The organism is Clostridium guangxiense, from assembly GCF_021043395.1.
Lineage (GTDB): Bacteria > Bacillota > Clostridia > Clostridiales > Clostridiaceae > Clostridium_S > Clostridium_S guangxiense.
Genome location: NZ_JAJNKE010000029.1, coordinates 34,129 through 53,399 on the forward strand (window position 1 = coordinate 34,129; position 19,271 = coordinate 53,399).

The following is a 19,271-nucleotide window of genomic DNA, read 5'->3' on the forward strand; positions in this document are numbered from 1 at the left end:
AAGCGCTAGAAAGTTCCTTTTTCCCTATCACTTACTTCAACAGGAGATAGCCGCTTCATTTCTTTAAATTTTGCAATATCAGTGTTGCCATATGAAAGTTTAAATAGCTTATGCCATATTTTACTGAATGAATCTATATATGCTTTATTTTGCTCCATAATTCTCCTCCAATAATTATACGTTTATTCCATTATACAACATTCGTATAAACTGGCTAATTAGAAATTTTGATATCATCTTAGCCGCAACATCAAATCCATGTGTTGCGGTATCAATACCTACAATGAATTCTAAGAATAAAATTGTTGCAGTTCTTTGGGTAGATTTAAAAATAATACCATAATCTAAAGTTTTCTAAAACTTCACATAAGCTATTTTTTAATAAAAAGCACAAGTATAGGAGCAACCGTCGCAATTACTGCTATAATAATTGTTCCTATACTGCCAAGTTTATTATTTTCACTTTTCCATAAATAAATTCCATAAGTTAGTGTATAATAATTTGAGCCTATTATAAATAAAGAAAGCAAATAAAGCATGCTAAATCCACCTTTCAACGTTTTCCCTGATTTGAGAAAATATGCGATGTCCTTGTTCTAATTCCTGTTCTTCTAATATCAACCTTTACACTTAAATTAATCTTTGCTTCTTCGTAATGCTTAAGCCAATTATATTTTTCCCACTCTTGTATTGTAGGGAAATATCCTGCAAATTCCTCTCCAAATGCAAATACGTCTGACTTATACTTTTTTTGAGTCTTTTCTATAGTTTTTCTTATATCCTTTTCTAAATAATTTTCTATCTGACTATTTAAATTTTCAATTAAGTTTAAATCTGCATAATTAACTCTGCTTTGGATGCCTGCAATTTCTCCTTCTAGGTACAAATCTATATTAATTACAGGTTTATTATTTTCAAATTTACATTTTATCTTTGGTTTACGTGCTAATTTCAATTCAAAGGATACAATTTTACTTTCATTCTCCAATCTATCATAAACACCAAATATACCCCTATCAAATTTACCTGTTATCAAAAGTAAATATCGTGTTTCCCAAGGATTTAGTGAACCCACCATTTTATCTCCATTAAAAACCGCAGTTCCTACAAATTCTCTTTTTGCAACTCCAATTCTCGGAAGATTACCTGGCGAATAATCTGGATTTATTATAACAGGCGAGTTTTGCTCAGTACCATTTAGTATAAGCCTATTAAAATTATTCACTCCAGCATAGGTCGCAATTCCTTGACCATAATTATTAAATATACCTTCGTAAAACTCGTAAAATTTTGTATCTGGAAAAAAACCCGTAGTATTTGATTGTGTTTCCATAAGTTCTATGGACTTTGTAATACTGGTGCCTATATTGGACTTATTTTCTTTAATAAAATCTACTGCATTACCATTTGTAATTACTACGGCCATAGCCCTTCTAGGTTCCCTATACCTTGAAAATGGTGCAATGTATTGTGCTACTCCCTCTCTTGCAATTTTTTCAGAAATAACCAGCATTTTAATATGCTTAAGTGAAACCCTTCTTGATATAGCCATATTTAAAAGATTTATTCCCTCTAATACACCTGGAGCCTCAATTGAATGTACATTAGCATCTCCACCGCCGCCTCCTTGTGAAGCACCTCCTCCAGGGCCACCACTTTTGTACGTTGGATATTGTATTGTAATAATAACTTTATTATACGAACCTTTATCTATTCCAACAGTTATAGCATAAATATTATCATCAGTTTCAGAAGAATCACCACAACCTGTAGAAGTTATTAATAATATTATACTAATTATGATACAGCCTATTCTTTTAAACATTGTTTTTTTCACCACCCTTTTTTAAAAGCATAGAAATTACTAACACAATTACTGGTGGCACAAAGGAAAAAAATAGACCATATTGACGAATTATAATCATATTAATGTCAGTTACCTGTGGAAAATTACTAGGAATTAACGCTCCCATAAATCCGAAAAAACAGAATGGAAGTATTAAATTTCTATATCCTTTTATATTAAAACTTTTACAATAAGCGATTATAGAAAAATATAATGAAAGCGCAGCATTTTGAACAGCTGCTAGAACCCATATGAAAAGGAATATAGCTTCAATTCTTTGAAAATATCTATTGTAGTATATCATTCTAGATAATTGATACACTCCTGATATATTTTCTTGCCCAGTGCCGTATCCAAAATCCATAATACAGCAAAGTGCAGTCACGGCAAAAATAACTCCTGATAATACAATTGCAATCAATCCTGTTTTTTTTAAATTTTTAACACCATGTATAGACCTTACAACAAAGCACAACAATGTAACCTCTTGGTATGCAGAACTGCGCAAAAATCCAATAAATGCAGTTTTTTCAAAACCATATCCCAAATATGGTTTAATATAATTAAATTTATAATATGGTATTGCTAAAACTAAGATCAAACATATACCCAACAAAACAGGATAAAATATGAGATATGAAAATCTAGCTATATTTTCAATTCCCTTGTAACAAAGTAAAGCTGAAACCAAAATAAATGTTCCAATAATAACACTAGGAGGTGTATATGGTAAACTGTAGCTTTTTATCATCTCAAGAAATTCTCTTATACTGGAGCTGCAGTAAAACATTAAATACATAGAAAAAATTATTGTTACGAACTTTCCCAAAAACTTTCCTAAAACAGCTTCGTATATTTCAAATATATCCTTTCCAGGAAACCTCATCATAAGCTTATATATTAAAATAAAAAATATTATACTTATAATACATGATATTATAGTCATATACCACGCTGCAGTGCCAACTGTCTTAATCATTGCTGATGTGCTAGTATATAAAATTTTTGCAACCATTGCCATAGTAACTAATGCTACAGTTTCATATGTTCCAAATTTCTCACTTTTGCTTGCCATTATTTTTCCCCCCTTGCTCTCCTTCCCATGTTTTAGACTTCTTGGGCTGTCTTCTTACATTCAATGGATTAAATTGATCTGGTCTAAATTCCTGCTTCCATATTGGATATCTTATAATTTTATCTGAATTTTTATGGACTTTAGGAACGTATATAGACATGAAGGGCACTCCAAAGGATTTCATATCCGTGAGCAGAATAGTTATTACTATCATCATAAGAGTTATACCATAAAACCCTAAGAAACATCCTGCTACTATGAACAGTAGTCTTATTATCCTAATTCCCAAAGCAAAGGAAAAATCCGGTATAGCAAAAGTTCCTAGACCTGTAATTGATATTATAATTATTATTACGGGACTTATTAAATCCGCTTGTACAGCCGCTTGCCCTAATATTATGGCTCCAATTATACCTATAGTACTACCGAGTACTCCTGGTATTCTAATACCTGCTTCACGTATAAGTTCAAAGGACGATTCCATTAATAAAATTTCCACAATAGTAGGAAAAGGAACGTTTTCCCTTGCTTTTGCAATAGCAATTAAAATTTCTGTTGGTATCATCTCCTGGTGAAAATTAGTTGCAGCTATAAATAATCCCGGAAGAAGTGTTGCTACAAATACAGCATATATTCTTACAATTCTATTTAAGGTTCCGTATTGCCATCTTAAAGAAATATCTTCTGGTGTATGGAACAAATCAATTATAGTTATTGGAGCAATTAATGCAAATGGAGAACCATCTACTACAATACACACTTTGCCTTCAAGCATATTAGTGCTTGCCTTATCTGGCCTTTCTGTTGAAAGTATTGTTGGAATTAGGGCCATTGGATGATCTTCAATAAACTGCTCAACCATACCAGAGTTTTCTATTTCACCTGTTTCTATGCCATTTAATCTTCTTTTAACTTCACTTACAATAGCTGGATTTACGAGACCATTAATATAGCAAATAGCACACTGCTTATTATTTTGTTTTCCTATACTCATAAATTCTGTTGTAAAATTTTTATTCTTTATGATTCTTCTAATCAAAGTTACATTTGTACGTAAGTTTTCATTAAAGGCTTCTTGAGGTGCTCTTACAGACCCTTCTATCTTAGGAGCTTCAACTCCTCTTTTGTCATATCCTTTTGTTTCGTTAAAAATATAATAATCACATCCATCAACATAAATCCCCGTATCACCTAAAAGTATCTCAGATATAACTTCATCGTAAGAAAAAACTCTCTTTGTTTGGTTAGTTTCAATTGTATTTTCCAGCATATAGTCCATACCATATTTTTGTTCTTTCTCTGAGAATTCAGTATTCAATAGAGGTCTCAAAATAAAATTATTTATTGTTATTCTATCTACCATTCCATCAATATATACTATGAATGCCCTATACTTACCAAGCGCTTTAAATTCCCTTACTATAATGTCTTTATTTATGGGGTAATTAAACTGTTTTTGCACATAAGCGATATTATCTTCTACATCCTTTGAAATTGGAACTTTTGTATTTTTCTTTTGATCATTAGAATTTTGATTCCCCTCTGTACTTTCATTCACTTCTGGTATAGAAAATTCTTTTTTTTCTTGCTTTTTTTTATATGTGATAAGTCCCAGTACTTTTTTGACAACACTCGTATTGTTTTTCATAAAAACCACCTTATTCTTTTGTATTCAAATTTATTTTTCTCATATTTAATGGCTTTTATGTAGAAAAAAAGAAGTAATATTGCTAGAAGAACATCAAATAAAATTAATAAACCTAAAATTTTATTTGAATTGTCCTTCTAACAATATTACTTTTCTTACTCCAAGGCAGATTAAAAGTAAATCTGCACAAGGGTTGAGTTTTAGTCCTTTATCATCTTCATGTAATTCTTTTCTCCACACTTAGGGCATTTTAAATTAATTTCCCTTTTATAATTTTTTAACTTCAAACTTAAACGCATTATTCCATAAAACTACTATAGCAACAACAATTATGGCAATGTATACCCATATACCAAAGCTTACTCTAGTAGCTAAATAATGAATAACTCCCAATACCGCTGTCAATATCATAAATCCGAATGCAGAACCTGCACTGTATTTGTTTGTAAAGTCTCTTGAAAATGGTAATTCTTTAGGTGAAATTTTAATCGAAACTAAGACAAGCAGTACCAAATTAATCATCATTGCAATAACATCTGGAAGTATTTTGAATCCACATAAAGCAAGAAAAACCAAATTAGTAAGTAGAGTTATTGGGAACATAAGTCTAAGAAAGAAAGCCTTAGCTACTCCCTTATAAACCTGCGACATATCTTCTATTGGAAGCACATCATAAATCCATGCTCCTTTAAACTTTTCACTTCTCCCCATATAAACTATGCTCATAGAAGCACATGCAAGCGTATAGTAAACTCCAAAATAATATTTACCATTAGCAATCTTATCTAGTACGCTCGCCCCGCTGCTTTGAACATTAAAATTAAATACAAATACAAAAGGCAGCACTGCTCCAAAAGCAAGGTACGGATATATAGTTAATTTAAGCCTTCTTTCACTTGAAATCATATTGCTGGCAAATCTAAAAAATTCTTTTTGTATTTTATTTGGGCAAATTATACTCAAAGCCTTGTCACCAAAACCACCGCTTTTTTTTAATTTTTTATTTCCTTTATCTGAGTTTATAAGCTTAGATAAATTTCTTTCAAAGTATACAGATATATATTTTGTATAAACAATAAATGCAATTGCTGAAATCACTACACTTGTTAATGCTAGTACAACATATGCTATTTGATGCTGTCCTTCAACAATGACACTAAAAACTGCTGCAAACCAAGAGCTTGGTATAAAATACATCCATGCTTTAAGCTCATGATATCCACCTACAGTTGAAATATTCATTATTCTTCCCATAAGCTGATACAATACAAGCATAACAACCGTCAAAACTATTTGAATATAATTTATTATATCCTTTAATTTTTCTCCATCAAAAAAGCGTAATATGACGAAATACAGTATTGATGTAAAAAACAAAATAAATCCCATCATAAGTACATCTTCTACTAAAAAGATAACTAAAAATAGTGGTCCATATTTTATAGTTCCAAAAATCATAGGAAAAATGGATATAGAAAAAGTAACCTTGATCAAATAATAAGCTATATGTATTACTTTCGCAGTATTTATAGTTTTAGAATTAACTGATCTTGGGCTTAAAATATTTTTATCTTTTACATCTAAGAGCACACTTGAAAAATCCGCTATAAGCGAAGTCATTACCATAAACAAAATAATTCCCGTTAAAATATTGGTCTTTATAAAAATACTTGCATTAGTAAACATTAAGGTAGAAAACATTAGTCCAAAAAAACCATATAGAAACAATGTATAATCAGTATTTTTATCTTGACTTTTTTTCCTTCGCCCTTGAAATAAATTACTTGGTCTTCTTGTATCTAAAGTTAGCTTTATTTGGACAAGTCTTCTCATGGTTTTATAGTCAATTCCCGACTTATTAAAAATGGAGCTAAATATATCTAAAAATCTTAAAAATATAAATTCTTTCAAATTCACACCTCCTCAATTGTGGAGACAAACTCTTCTGCCAGTTCCTTATAACTATTAAATCCAGTTAACTGATTAAATATTTCCTCCAATGAACCTTCTTTTGATTTAGTTTTAAGCTCCTCAAAGCTGCCATCTGCTGCTATTGTCCCATTATTTAGAAGCAAAATTCTTGTGCTTATCTTTTCAACTACGTCCATTATATGAGATGAGTAAAATATAGTTTTACCTTGATTAGAAAGCTCGGTCAATATTTCCTTAAATATCATTACACTATTTGCATCTAATCCACTTAGAGGCTCATCTAAAAACAAAATGTCTGGATTATGTATTAAACTTGCTATTATAAGTACCTTTTGTTTCATCCCCTTTGAAAAAGAAGAAATTCTTGAATCATATGCATCCTGTATTTGAAATAATCCCATAAGTTCTTGCGCCTTTTTATCAGCTTTTTCATATTCAAGTCCATAAACTTCTCCTATAAAAGTCAAATACTCTCGTGCAGTTAGATTGTCATAAATATCGGCAACTTCCGGTATATATCCTATTCTTTTTTTATAATCCATATCGCTTTGTTTAATATCCTTGCCAAATATTTTAACTGTTCCAGTGTACTCAGGAATTATTCCAAGAAGCGTCTTAACTGTAGTACTCTTGCCAGCTCCATTAGTTCCAATATATCCTATTATTTGTCCACCATAAGCCTCCAAGTTAATGCCCTTTAGAACCTCATGGTCACCGTAACTTACTCTTAAATCTTTTATTAATATTATAGGCTTGTTATTATCCATAAATTCCCCTCCCAGTTATCTTAGCTATATGTATATATTACCAAATCATTCTAAACTTTACTATATGTATAATATCCAAAATACTAGTTAAATTTTCAGGCTTCACGTTGTCTATCTATAATAAAATAAGTATATACTTTAAATTATAAATATATGATATAATACTGCTATAAAATTGATTTTCTGATGATTGAGAAAATCATAAATTTAATGCTTACATAACCTTTAAGCACTAGGAGAATTACAATGATAAAATACATTCAAATTTCAAATGATATACGCAATAAAATACTAGACGGCACCTTTAAAGCAAATGAACAATTACCTTTTGAAAAAGAGCTTTGCAGCGAATATTCTGCAAGCAAAATGACTGTAAAAAAGGCTTTAGATAATCTTGTAAACGAAGGTTTAATTGTAAAAAGAAGAGGCTCCGGAACATTTGTAAAAGACATGAGTCCTCAAGATATATCTCATTTATCTGTTGCTAATCAGTTTAGAGGTCTCACAGCAGAAAACAGCTTTAAAAATATATTAAGCGAAATTCTCGAATTTAATGTTGTTTCGAGTGATGATAGAATAGAAAAAAACTTAAATTTATCTAAAGAAGAGTTCGTTTATAATATATTGAGAGTTAGAAGCGTAGATAGCATTCCAAGAGTAATTGAGCATACCTATATGCCTATAAATTTAATAACCGGATTAACCAAGAAACATTGCTTGTCATCAATTTATGAATATATAGAAGAAAATCTAAAACTCAAGATACAAAGTGCTAATAGAACCATAACTGTAAGAAAATGTACCGAATTTGAACGAAAGCATTTAGAGCTTCTAGAAGGTGACCCTGTAGCGGTTGTAACTCAAACCGGTTTTTTAGAAAATGGACGTGCATTTGAATATTCCACTTGTGTGCATTCATACAAGTTCTTTCAATTTAAAACAGTAATATTTAGGTAAACTCAATTTATAGTTAAGAATTAACCATAAATAAAATACACCGTATTACTTGTTTTCTGATAATTTACAGATAATAAAATGGAGCTATCATATCATTTTTAGTGCAACAGCCCCTTCTCTATACTCTAATAAAAAATTAATTACACAACTACATTAATTACAATTTAAAGCTTCACTGCAATCTACCTTATATATTTTTTAAAACCCATTATTTTTTGTCAACTCTTTAAACCAGTATCCTGATTCCTTTATAGTTTTCTTCTGTGTTTTCAAATCCAAAGCAATAAATCCGTATCTATTTTTATATGCATTACTCCAGGACCAACAATCAATAGGCGTCCACAAATGATACCCAAGGCAGTTGCTTCCCTCTTCGATACCTTTATGCAAGTATTCAAGATGCTCTTTTATAAAATCAGTTCTGTATTTGTCTTCTACCATACCGTCTTTATTCATGAATTTTTCTTCTCCCTCAACACCCATACCATTCTCAGATATATACCAGGGAATATTGTTATAATTTTTCTTTATATTAATTGCTATATCGTACATTGCTTTAGGGTATATTTCCCATCCTCTATATGTGTTCATTCTTCTTCCGGGCATGATATAATTATCAAAGTGTTTATCTGGAAGCCAGCCTTTTGAATTATCAAACGCTTCTTCTTTAGCTTTAATTCTTCTTGGTTGATAATAGTTTATTCCAAGGTAATCAACAGTGCTCTTGCTTATTAAATCTAGTTCTTCTTCCGTGCTATCCCATATAACAGAATTAACCTTTAATATTTCCACTAATTTTTCTGGGAATTTTCCTTTTACTGCTGTATCTAAAAACATTCTATTGAAAAACAAATCTGCAAAATCTGCTGCTTCCACATCCTTCTTTTCATTTGATCTAGGATAGGAAGGTGTTAAGTTAAGAACTATACCTATTCTTCCTCCAGCTTTATCAAAACCGCCATCTTTAAATTCTTTGATAGCTTTAGCAGAAGCGAGATTTAAATTATATCCAACCTGAACAGCCCTTTTACCATCTGTAATTTTGGGGTAATGAAAATTATACAAATATCCTCCCTCCACTACTACTATTGGTTCATTGAATGTAATCCAATTCTTAACCCTATCTGCAAATAGCTCAAAACATTTTTTTGCAAATTTTGCATAGAGATCTACTACATATTTTGACTCCCAGCCACCATACTCTTTATAAAGATCATATGGAAGATCAAAGTGATGAAGATTCATGACAGGGGTTATTCCGAGCTTTAATGATTCATCAATAACGTTGTTATAAAAATTTAAACCGTCTTCATTTACTGATGCAGTTTCAAAATCATCTATTAATCTTGACCATTGAATTGATGTTCTAAAGGAATTGAACCCCAAATTTTTCATCATAGCCAAGTCCTCTTTATAACTGTGATAAAAATTTGATGTTACTTCTGGTCCTACTTTATCGAAAAATGCTTCTGGCTCTATTTCATACCAATAATTAAACATATTTTTATGTGGTTTATTGAAGCTGCCTTCTGCTTGTGGTCCGGAAGTAGCTGCTCCCCACCAAAAATTTTTAGGAAATTCATATTTCATTGATATCCCTCCACGGTTTATTTAGTATAACATAATTATATATACATTTAACTCATAAGTCTATACTTTTATAATTTATTATATAAATATTCACAAATTTTAAGCTGAGGTGCTAAAAATTTAGAACCTCAGCTTTTTTCAAAACTAATATCATATATTTAATTCATCATAATTTACTATTGTTAATTGAAGAATATCGAATTGATTTTCTATTCCTTAAATCTTTTACTATGTCATATGGTATAGCCTATTTTTCTAATTAATATCTATTTTTGACATTGTTTTAAACCATAGCCTAAAAAATATATTGGAGCTTCACCTTCTAGCTTTAGAAAAAACAATAGACTATTGAAATAGAGGAAGCTACATTATAAATGCAACGCCCTCTTTTAAGAAACAATATTATTTACTTAAAACCTTCTCAGCTTTACGAATGACATTATCAACGGTAAAGCCATAGTGTTCAAATAGCACTTCTGCTTTTCCCGAGGCTCCAAAGTCATTCATTGCAATTATATCTCCATCAAGTCCTATATATTTATACCAGCCCATAGGCGATGCTGCTTCTACTGCAAGTCTCTTTCTTACTGCCTTTGGAAGTACACTTTCTTTGTATTCTTCGCTTTGAGCTTCAAAGAGTTCAAAGGATGGCATACTTACTACTCTTGCATCTATTCCTTTTTTCTTTAATGCTTCATGAGCCTTGTATATAAGCTCTACTTCTGAACCTGATGCCATTAATATTATATCTGGTACTTTTTTCTCTGAATCCTTTAAGATATAAGCGCCTTTTAGTGCAGCTTTTCCGGTTTCCTCATATAAAGGAAGATCCTGTCTTGTAAGAACAAGAGAAGTTGGGTTTTTCTTTGAAGTTACTGCATAATACCAGGCTGCTGCTGTTTCCTTTGAATCCGCTGGTCTGAACACTATCATGTGTGGAATACTTCTAAGTGCCGCAAGCTGTTCTATTGGCTCATGAGTAGGTCCATCTTCTCCAACACCTATACTATCATGAGTAAGTACATAAGTTACTGGTATTCCAGCAAGTGCAGATATTCTCATGGCTCCCTTCATGTAATCGCTAAATACAAAGAAAGTCGAGCAGAAAGGTTTAAGTCCACCATGTACAGCAATACCATTTGAAATAGCTGCCATAGCATGCTCTCTAACTCCAAAGTGAAGGTTAGAACCACTTCTATCTTCTTTAGAGAAGTCTCCTCTTCCATTCATATAGGTTTTGTTTGAAGGTGCAAGGTCTGCAGAACCTCCTATTAAGTTTGGAACTATATCCTTTAATCTGTTTATTACAGCATAAGAAGAAATTCTAGTTGCCATTTTCTTATCAAAGCCCCAGAATTCACTGCTGCTTAGTGCTTCTTCATCTACTTTTCCACTAAACCAAAGTTCATATTCCTTGGCTTCACTTGGATATTCTTTACTGTAATTTGCAAATAATTCTTTCCAAGCTTGCTCTGTTTTTACACCATTTTCAATATACTCATTTACATTGTCGTATACTTCTTTTGGTACATAGAAAGGTTCAATTGACCATCCGAATTCTTCTTTCATGATCTTTATGTTTTCTTCTCCAAGTGGAGAACCGTGAACTCCTGCTGTTCCTTGTTTTGATGTACATCCGAAGCCGATTATGTTTTTAACAACAATTAAGCTAGGCTTTGAAGTTTCTTTTTTGGCTTCATCTATAGCAGCACTTACTTTATCGGTGTCATTTCCATCATCAACTTTAAGTACTTGCCAACCATAAGCTTCATATCTTTTAGCAACATCTTCTCTGAAGGCAATGTCTGTATTTCCTTCAATAGAAATATTGTTAGAATCATATAAAACTATTAATTTTCCAAGTCCAAGAGTTCCAGCGAGAGATGATGCTTCACCAGATACGCCTTCCATTAGACAGCCGTCTCCTGCTATAGCATAAGTATAGTGATTTACTATGTTAAAATTAGGCTTGTTGAATTTGTTTGCAAGATAAGCTTCTGCAATTGCCATTCCAACTGCATTACATATTCCCTGGCCAAGAGGTCCTGTTGTTATTTCAACTCCAGCGGTATGACCGTATTCAGGATGTCCAGGAGTTTTGCTTCCTACTTGTCTGAATTCTTTTATATCATCCATTGTGATTCCGTATCCAAATAAGTGAAGAAGACAATATTCAAGCATTGAACCGTGTCCTGCTGATAATACAAATCTATCTCTGTTATCCCACTTTGAATTTTTTCCGTTGTGTTTCATTTTTGTCCATAAAGTATATGCCATAGGAGCGCATCCAAGAGGTAATCCTGGATGTCCTGATTTTGCTCTTTCTATAGCTTCTGCAGAAATTACTCTTATCGCTTTAATAGATAAAGCATCTAATTCTTTACTCATTATTTGCAGCACCTCACATATTATTTTCCGAAAGTATTTGCCCAATCTTTCTTGAACTTTTCAATTCCTTGATCTGTTAATGGGTGTTTAACCATCTGCATGATAACTGCAAATGGTATCGTTGCAATATCAGCACCAGCTTTAGCTGCATCTATAACGTGAAGAGGCCCTCTTATGCTTGCAGCAATTATTTCTGTTTCTATGCCATATATATCAAAAATTTCTGCTATGTCACTTACAAGTGTCATTCCTTCTGCACCTATATCGTCTAATCTTCCAAGGAATGGACTTACATAAGTTGCTCCTGCATTAGCTGCTAAAAGAGCCTGTCCTACAGAGAATATTAAAGTTACATTTGTTTTAACTCCCTCTTCTGAAAGAACTTTAACTGCCTTAAGTCCAGCAGCAGTCATAGGAATTTTAACAACCATATTAGGATGAATATCTGCTATTTCCCTTCCTTCTGCTATCATCTTTTCTGCATCTTCGCTGCTTTCAGTATTAACTTCACCGCTAATTGGTCCATCTACTATTTCTGCTATTTCAGCTACAGTTTTCTTAAAGTCTCTTCCTTCCTTTGCAATTAAAGATGGGTTTGTTGTAACCCCGCATATTACTCCCATATTGTTAGCTTCTTTGATTTCGTTTACGTTAGCAGTGTCTAAAAAAAACTTCATAATAAATTCCTCCTAAAAATTATTTGTTTCCCTGACCATAATAAGCATTTGGTCCATGCTTTCTCATATAGTGTTTATCAAGAAGATAACTGTTTACTCTCTCTACATTTGTTTTCAAAGTCATCGTGTTATATGCAAGCTGTGCTACTTTATCCAAAACAACTGCATTATATACAGCGTTAGCGGCTGATTTGCCCCATGCAAAAGGTCCATGATTCTTAACAAGTATTGCAGGAATATCAAGTGGTTTTATATTTCTCTTTTTTAAAGTTTCTACTATAACATTACCTGTTTCCTTCTCGTATTCTCCATGTACTTCAGCTTCTGTAAGTTCTCTAGCACATGGAATATCTCCATAAAAATAATCTGCATGTGTAGTTCCAAATGCAGGTATATCCATTCCAGCTTGTGCAAATGTAGTAGCCCAATCTGAATGAGTATGCACAACCCCGCCAATTTCAGAATACTCTTTATAAAGTACAATATGTGTTGGTGTATCAGAGGAAGGTCTATAATGTCCTTCTACTACATTTCCTTCTAAATCAACTACTACCATATCATCAGATGTCATAGTATCGTAATCAACTCCGCTTGGCTTAATTACGAAAAGTCCACTTTCTCTATCTATTCCACTTACATTTCCCCAAGTATAAATTACAAGTCCCTTTTTTACTAATTCTATATTAGCATCAAATACTTCTTTTTTTAAGGTCTCTAACATGTTATTATTTGCCCTCCTTCAAATAGATAATCATTAATAACTCCTTATTTGTATGAAGTTACAGTCCTTGTAAGTTCCTTTCCGCCAGTTATATCAACAACTATTGCTGTTCCAGATTGTATTCCATAATAGATTTCTATTAAATATCTTTATTTAACAAAATATCGCCTTCTAATTTTAGAAGCTAAGATAAACATTATTTTTTAGTACAAGAATCTCGTACTATAAGTTCCGCATCAAAAATGTATTGAGGTCTATTAAGCCTTCCTTCTACCATTCCTAATATATACTTAGCCGCTTGCATACCCATTTGCTTTTTAGGATGAATAATAGTGGTAAGCTTAACTTCTGATGCAACTGCAAGGCTAGAATCATCGAATCCAACTACAGATATATCTTTTGGAACTTGCAGTCCACCTTTTCTTAATGCTTCTATGCACTTTAATGCAATATCGTCATTGTAACAAAAAATAGCGCTTGGCATTTCCTTCATTTTTAAAATTTCTCTCAAAAACATATCTATATACATTTCTTTTGTATCTGTTGTATATTCTCCAATTATAGATTCATCGGCCTTCAGCCCGTTTTCTTTAAGAGCATTCAGATATCCAACTTTTCTTTTTTGACCTTGAATATCATCCTCTTTAAGAATTGCTGCTATTTTTTTATGTCCAAGCTCTATTAGGTACTTTGTAAGCCTATAACCACCCTGTTCATCATTCAATACAATATAGGCAGGATTAAGATCCTCATAATAAGCATTTATCATTATATATTTGATATTCTTTTCATCAAATTTTTCAAAGTACTTTTTATCCATGTTATTTATTGAACTTTGGGCAGGCTCAATGATAACTCCAGAAATATCTTGGCTTTCTATACTTTTAAGACAATTTATCTCGTTTTCGATATCATTGTTGCTATTAAAAAGAAGTAAGTTATATCCATTTTGTCTTAAAACTTCCTCAACTCCTTCAGTTATTTTAGGAAATATATAATTAGAAATATAGGTTGTAAGAAGCGCAATGTTCTTGGATTTCTTTTCTTCTTTTCCACTGCTTATACAAAATGTTCCCTTGCCTTTTTCTTTCATAATAAGCCCATACTGTGATAGCCTTTCAAGCGCTTGCCTAACTGTATGTCTACTTACGTTAAACTGACTGGCAATCTCATTTTCCGATGGCAATTGATCTCCAATGTTTATTGTTTCATTTTTAATAAGTTCTATAAAATAGTTTTCAATAATTTCATGTTTAGTTTCATCTTTTTTCATAGGTATCAGCATTACTCCTTACTTTTAAAAGTATACACATGTATAAGTACATTTTATACTTCATGATAACTAACTTCAAGCTTCATGTAACAACAGTATATGTGCAATTTTAATATTTTGCTGACACATAAAATTATAACAATAGTTGTATGTAATTTTAGTCTTAATGTACGTACATCTTTTTTTAATTATATACTCGCTGTTCTATTTTATCAATACCTTATTGAAACTTTTACTTATATATTTATTATACCAATTAAGCTATTTATAAAATAACCTAAAAATATTTTTTTTAATTATTACAGCAATTCCTTATTTACAGCCATTTTATCATCTACACAAAAAAAATTATTATTGCAACTTATATTTTTTAGTTGTACGTACATATTTTAAGTATTATAATATAATTAAAATACAAAGTAAAATAAATATAATAATTTAGGAGGAACCTATATGTTAAATTTAAAACCTTATGAATTCTGGTTCATTACTGGAAGTCAGCATTTATATGGACCAGAGGCTTTAAAACAAGTTGATGAGGATTCACAAAAAATTGTAGAAGGATTAAACAATAGTTCCATCGCATATAAAATTGTATACAAACCTGTAGTCACAACTTCTGAAAGTATAAGGAAAGTTTGCAATGAAGCAAATCAAGATGGAAACTGCGCAGGTATTATAACATGGATGCATACGTTTTCTCCAGCAAAAATGTGGATTACTGGTTTATCAGAATTAAGAAAGCCTTTACTTCACTTGCATACACAATTCAATCAAAACATACCATGGAGCACTATGGACATGAATTTCATGAATTTAAATCAATCTGCTCATGGAGATAGAGAATATGGTTATATATGTACAAGAATGAACATTCCAAGAAAAGTTATTGTAGGTTATTGGAAAGATGAAGATTTAGTCAAAAAATTAGGAAGCTGGATGGGAGCCGCTGCTGCTTTTGTTCAAGGACCAAACATTAAAGTTGCTCGTTTCGGAGATAACATGAGAAACGTAGCTGTAACAGATGGTGACAAAATAGAAGCTCAAATAAAACTTGGATGGTCTGTAAGTTATTATGGCATAGGTGACTTAGTTGAAGTTATGAATAAAGTGACAGAAGAAGAAACGGACAAACTTATGGCTGAATATAAAGAAGAATATGACGTAGATCCTAAGGCCCCTGTTGAATCAATCCGTGAACAAGCTCGTATTGAGATTGCTCTTGAAAAATTCTTAAAAGCAAATGACTGCACTGCATTTACAACAAACTTCGAAGATCTTCATGGAATGAGACAACTTCCAGGACTTGCTGTACAGCACTTAATGGAAAAGGGTTATGGTTTTGGAGCTGAAGGAGACTGGAAGACTGCTGCTTTATTAAGAGCTATGAAAATAATGGCACAAGGAAAGTATACAGCTCTTATGGAAGATTACACTTATAATCTTGATCCAAATAACGGACTTATCTTAGGTGCTCATATGCTTGAAGTTTGTCCTACTGTAGCTGGTACAAAGCCTAGAATTGAAGTTCACCCACTTGATATAGGCGGTAAAGAAGATCCTGCTAGACTTGTATTTGATGGCATGGAAGGTCATGCTGTTGCAGCTTCACTTATTGACCTAGGAAATAGATTTAGACTTATCGTCAATGAAGTAAATGCAGTAAAAGGTGAAAAACCATTACCAAAACTTCCTGTTGCACGTGTTATATGGAAGCCAGAACCTTCACTTAAAGAAGCTGCTGAAGCATGGATACTTGCAGGAGGAGCACATCATACTAGCTTATCCTTTGCAATTACAGCAGAACAATTAATGGATTATGCTGAAATGGTAGGTATCGAATGTGTACTTATAAACAAAGATACTAATGTTACAAACTTTAGAAATGAACTTAAATGGAGCGACATAGCTTGGAAACTTAAATAAAAAAAAGAAAAGTCCTATATTACCAAGGCTTTTCTTTTTTACACACAACTATGAACGTCCTCGCTCATTACAAATTAATCATGATTTTATTTGGACGCAATTTCAACTATTTTATTAATACCAACTTCATCAAAAGCTTCTACTATTATATTAGCCTTAGACAAATCCTGATTACCGGAATTTAAGTTTCTAAAGCCAACACATTTCATTCCTGCTGCTCTAGCTCCTGTAATTCCATTGTTTGAATCTTCTACCACAGTACAATCACAAGCTTTAGCATTAAACTTCTCTGCTGCCTTTAAAAATATATCCGGATTTGGTTTACCATTTTCTACATCCTCGCCACTAACAATATATTCAAAGTATTCTATAAGATTAATTCTATTTAAAATCACTTCTATATTTTTTTTAGGAGATGATGAAGCCATAGCTATGTTGAATCCCCTATTTTTAAGAGAAGAAAGAAGTTTTTCTATACCCCTTATTGGAATTATTTTCGAATCACTCTTTGAAAGATATTCATATTTTCTATTTTTTGAAGTTTCCATAAGTTCTTCAACTGATTGCTCTAAATTAGCCTTACTCTTTATCTTAGTCCATATTATTCTTGAACCATTACCTACAAAACTGAACTGTTCTTCTAATGTTATTTCTGCACCTAATTCTTTATACAATTGTTCATTTATCTCTCTGTATACTGGCTCTGTATCCACTATTACTCCATCCATATCAAATATAACTACTTTATTCAAACAATTACCTCCAATTATGTATTACAATTATTAATTATCTTCAGGCACTTCATACTCTACTCCTTGTATTACTATGGAATTCTCTTTAGAAAGTTCTAGTATAGAATCTACGCTCTCACTATTTTTACTATAAACAATTTTAACATCAGGCCTTAAAGGCATTTCAGAATAAACTTTAGTTACGACTGCTATATCTTGATTACTTAATCTTATTAATGAACCTTCAGGGTAAGGTATTACAACTTTAGAAAATGCCTGAACAACCTTATAATCAAACTTTGTGCCACCATTGGCCATTATATATTCTAAAACTTCATTTGGAGATAATGCTTTTCTATACACTCTTGTAGATGTCATAGCATCATATACATCTGCAACTGCTACTATTTTAGCAAGTATACTTATTCTTTCCCCTTCTCTACCTTCTGGATAGCCTTGTCCACCTATTCGTTCATGATGTTGAAGAACTATTATTCTAGCCGGCACCGATACATCATAACTGCCTTTTAAATATTCATAACCACTTTCAGGATGCCCTTCAATTACTTTCCTTTCTTCTTCTGTAAGCTTACCAGGTTTATTTAATATTTCGCTTGGAACAAAAACCTTACCTATATCGTGTAAAAGAGCGCCTATGCATAAATCAAAAAGTTCATATTTATGAAAATTCATCTTAATTCCTAATACAAGAGCTATAACAGCCACATTAACAGAGTGCTGATATGTATAGTCATCAAAACTCTTTATATCAACCAACCCTATCATTACATTTTTTCTAGATAAGATTTCTTCTATAAGCTCCCTTGCAACATATTGAACTGATTGAAAATCTTTTTCATTTTTTTTATAAAGGTTTTGTCCCTCATAATTGTTTGGATTTTTATTATAATGTTCTAAATTGTAAAAAACATCTCTAATTTTTTTTATAGATTTCTGCCTTATTTCAGGTTTTATCATATCTTCTATAACAGTATTGCTATATTTATCATTTATGTAAATAGTGTAAATATTTAAGAATTCTATTTTTTTAATAACCGCATCTTTAAGTTCAGTTCCTTCTTTTAAGAGAACTCTTCCTTCGCCATCATATATAGTCTTTGCTAAAATACTTCCTTCTTTCACACTTTGTATGGGAACTAACCTCATAAATCTAACACCCCGTAATTCTTCTTAGATATTTTTATTATACTACACCATATATAAAAAAGTATAGTTTTATTATCTTATTGATTTGAAAATTTAGTGTCAGCATTTTGTCATTCACATATTATGTTATTAGGAGGCGATAATGATGAGCAGAAAATGCAAGCAAATGGAGAACATCAGAAGAGTATTAAGAAGACACAGAGGTAGAAAAGTTACATTACTTCTTGAACAATGCAAGAAGTTGGAAAACGTAAAAATTAAAAAAGTATGTAGAGATGTAGTTTTAGTAAAACATCACGGCGAATGCATTTATGTAAGAATATGCTGCATCTGTGCAGTTACTCCTGAATGCGAATGTTGCCACCACCATCATCATCACGATGATGACTGTGGATGCGAGCAGGATCATTGCTAGAAAATTTTTATAAATAATCTTCTTACTACTAAAAACTTAATATTTGTAACATCAAAAAAGCAGATATATTCATATCTGCTTTTGGTGGCTTATCGGGGAATCGAACCCCGGACACCATGATTAAAAGTCATGTGCTCTACCAACTGAGCTAATAAACC

General features: G+C 31.8%; 17 protein-coding genes and 1 tRNA gene. 3 read left to right on the plus strand and 15 right to left on the minus strand.

Annotation, left to right across the window (positions count from 1 at the left end; genetic code table 11):
• Positions 1 to 5 precede the first annotated feature (5 nt).
• The 7 genes from LQK79_RS14985 to LQK79_RS15015 all read right to left on the minus strand — a co-directional run bounded on the left by LQK79_RS14985 (position 6) and on the right by LQK79_RS15015 (position 7,268).
• Positions 6 to 158 carry a hypothetical protein gene (locus tag LQK79_RS14985; protein ID WP_157055693.1) on the minus strand — a complete coding sequence of 51 codons (153 nt, stop codon included), beginning with the start codon at positions 156 to 158 and terminating at the stop codon, positions 6 to 8.
• Between the two features lie 213 nt (positions 159 to 371).
• Positions 372 to 539, minus strand: a complete 168-nt coding sequence (locus LQK79_RS14990) for a hypothetical protein (protein WP_157055694.1) — start codon at positions 537 to 539, stop codon at positions 372 to 374.
• Positions 540 to 553: 14 nt separating this feature from the next.
• Positions 554 to 1,825, minus strand: a complete 1,272-nt coding sequence (locus tag LQK79_RS14995; RefSeq protein WP_231017076.1) for a Ger(x)C family spore germination protein — start codon at positions 1,823 to 1,825, stop codon at positions 554 to 556.
• The gene (locus LQK79_RS15000) at positions 1,818 to 2,921 is read right to left on the minus strand and encodes a GerAB/ArcD/ProY family transporter (RefSeq protein ID WP_231017077.1); all 1,104 of its coding nucleotides are present in this window, start codon (positions 2,919 to 2,921) and stop codon (positions 1,818 to 1,820) included. Before LQK79_RS15000 ends, LQK79_RS14995 begins: the two co-directional genes overlap by 8 nt.
• Positions 2,905 to 4,569, minus strand: coding sequence for a spore germination protein (locus LQK79_RS15005; protein WP_053241608.1), 1,665 nt, complete (start codon positions 4,567 to 4,569; stop codon positions 2,905 to 2,907). Before LQK79_RS15005 ends, LQK79_RS15000 begins: the two co-directional genes overlap by 17 nt.
• Positions 4,570 to 4,836: 267 nt before the next feature.
• Positions 4,837 to 6,480, minus strand: coding sequence for a hypothetical protein (locus LQK79_RS15010; RefSeq protein WP_053241609.1), 1,644 nt, complete (start codon positions 6,478 to 6,480; stop codon positions 4,837 to 4,839).
• A gap of 2 nt (positions 6,481 to 6,482) precedes the next feature.
• The gene (locus LQK79_RS15015; RefSeq protein WP_053241610.1) at positions 6,483 to 7,268 is read right to left on the minus strand and encodes an ABC transporter ATP-binding protein; all 786 of its coding nucleotides are present in this window, start codon (positions 7,266 to 7,268) and stop codon (positions 6,483 to 6,485) included.
• 246 nt (positions 7,269 to 7,514) lie between these two features.
• On the opposite strand from LQK79_RS15015, the gene LQK79_RS15020 reads away from it, so the two are divergent.
• Positions 7,515 to 8,225: a GntR family transcriptional regulator gene (locus tag LQK79_RS15020; protein ID WP_231017078.1), complete on the plus strand. Its 711-nt coding sequence runs from the start codon at positions 7,515 to 7,517 to the stop codon at positions 8,223 to 8,225.
• 198 nt (positions 8,226 to 8,423) lie between these two features.
• On the opposite strand, the gene LQK79_RS15025 is transcribed toward LQK79_RS15020, so the two are convergent.
• From LQK79_RS15025 to LQK79_RS15045, 5 genes are all read right to left on the minus strand, one after another.
• Entirely contained in the window at positions 8,424 to 9,815 is a 1,392-nt protein-coding gene (locus LQK79_RS15025) for a glycoside hydrolase family 1 protein (RefSeq protein WP_231017079.1), read from the minus strand.
• 402 nt (positions 9,816 to 10,217) lie between these two features.
• Positions 10,218 to 12,203 (minus strand): transketolase, encoded by a 1,986-nt coding sequence (gene tkt, locus LQK79_RS15030; protein ID WP_231017080.1) that lies wholly within the window; start codon positions 12,201 to 12,203, stop codon positions 10,218 to 10,220.
• Positions 12,204 to 12,223: 20 nt separating this feature from the next.
• On the minus strand, positions 12,224 to 12,880 hold the full coding sequence (fsa, locus tag LQK79_RS15035; RefSeq protein WP_053241612.1) for a fructose-6-phosphate aldolase: 657 nt from the start codon (positions 12,878 to 12,880) through the stop codon (positions 12,224 to 12,226).
• A gap of 19 nt (positions 12,881 to 12,899) precedes the next feature.
• Positions 12,900 to 13,601: an L-ribulose-5-phosphate 4-epimerase gene (locus tag LQK79_RS15040; protein WP_053241613.1), complete on the minus strand. Its 702-nt coding sequence runs from the start codon at positions 13,599 to 13,601 to the stop codon at positions 12,900 to 12,902.
• A gap of 196 nt (positions 13,602 to 13,797) precedes the next feature.
• Complete coding sequence (locus tag LQK79_RS15045) at positions 13,798 to 14,874, minus strand: GntR family transcriptional regulator (RefSeq protein ID WP_231017081.1); 1,077 nt, start codon at positions 14,872 to 14,874, stop codon at positions 13,798 to 13,800.
• 453 nt (positions 14,875 to 15,327) lie between these two features.
• Here LQK79_RS15045 and araA point away from each other — a divergent pair, with 453 nt between their 5' ends.
• Positions 15,328 to 16,800, plus strand: coding sequence for an L-arabinose isomerase (gene araA, locus LQK79_RS15050; protein ID WP_053241615.1), 1,473 nt, complete (start codon positions 15,328 to 15,330; stop codon positions 16,798 to 16,800).
• Between the two features lie 86 nt (positions 16,801 to 16,886).
• On the opposite strand, the gene LQK79_RS15055 is transcribed toward araA, so the two are convergent.
• Both LQK79_RS15055 and LQK79_RS15060 read right to left on the minus strand, forming a co-directional pair.
• Positions 16,887 to 17,552: an HAD family hydrolase gene (locus LQK79_RS15055; protein WP_053241616.1), complete on the minus strand. Its 666-nt coding sequence runs from the start codon at positions 17,550 to 17,552 to the stop codon at positions 16,887 to 16,889.
• Between the two features lie 30 nt (positions 17,553 to 17,582).
• Complete coding sequence (locus LQK79_RS15060) at positions 17,583 to 18,698, minus strand: HD-GYP domain-containing protein (RefSeq protein ID WP_053241617.1); 1,116 nt, start codon at positions 18,696 to 18,698, stop codon at positions 17,583 to 17,585.
• 145 nt (positions 18,699 to 18,843) lie between these two features.
• On the opposite strand from LQK79_RS15060, the gene LQK79_RS15065 reads away from it, so the two are divergent.
• The gene (locus LQK79_RS15065) at positions 18,844 to 19,113 is read left to right on the plus strand and encodes a hypothetical protein (RefSeq protein WP_053241618.1); all 270 of its coding nucleotides are present in this window, start codon (positions 18,844 to 18,846) and stop codon (positions 19,111 to 19,113) included.
• Between the two features lie 82 nt (positions 19,114 to 19,195).
• Here LQK79_RS15065 and LQK79_RS15070 read toward each other — a convergent pair.
• A tRNA-Lys gene (locus LQK79_RS15070) sits at positions 19,196 to 19,271 on the minus strand.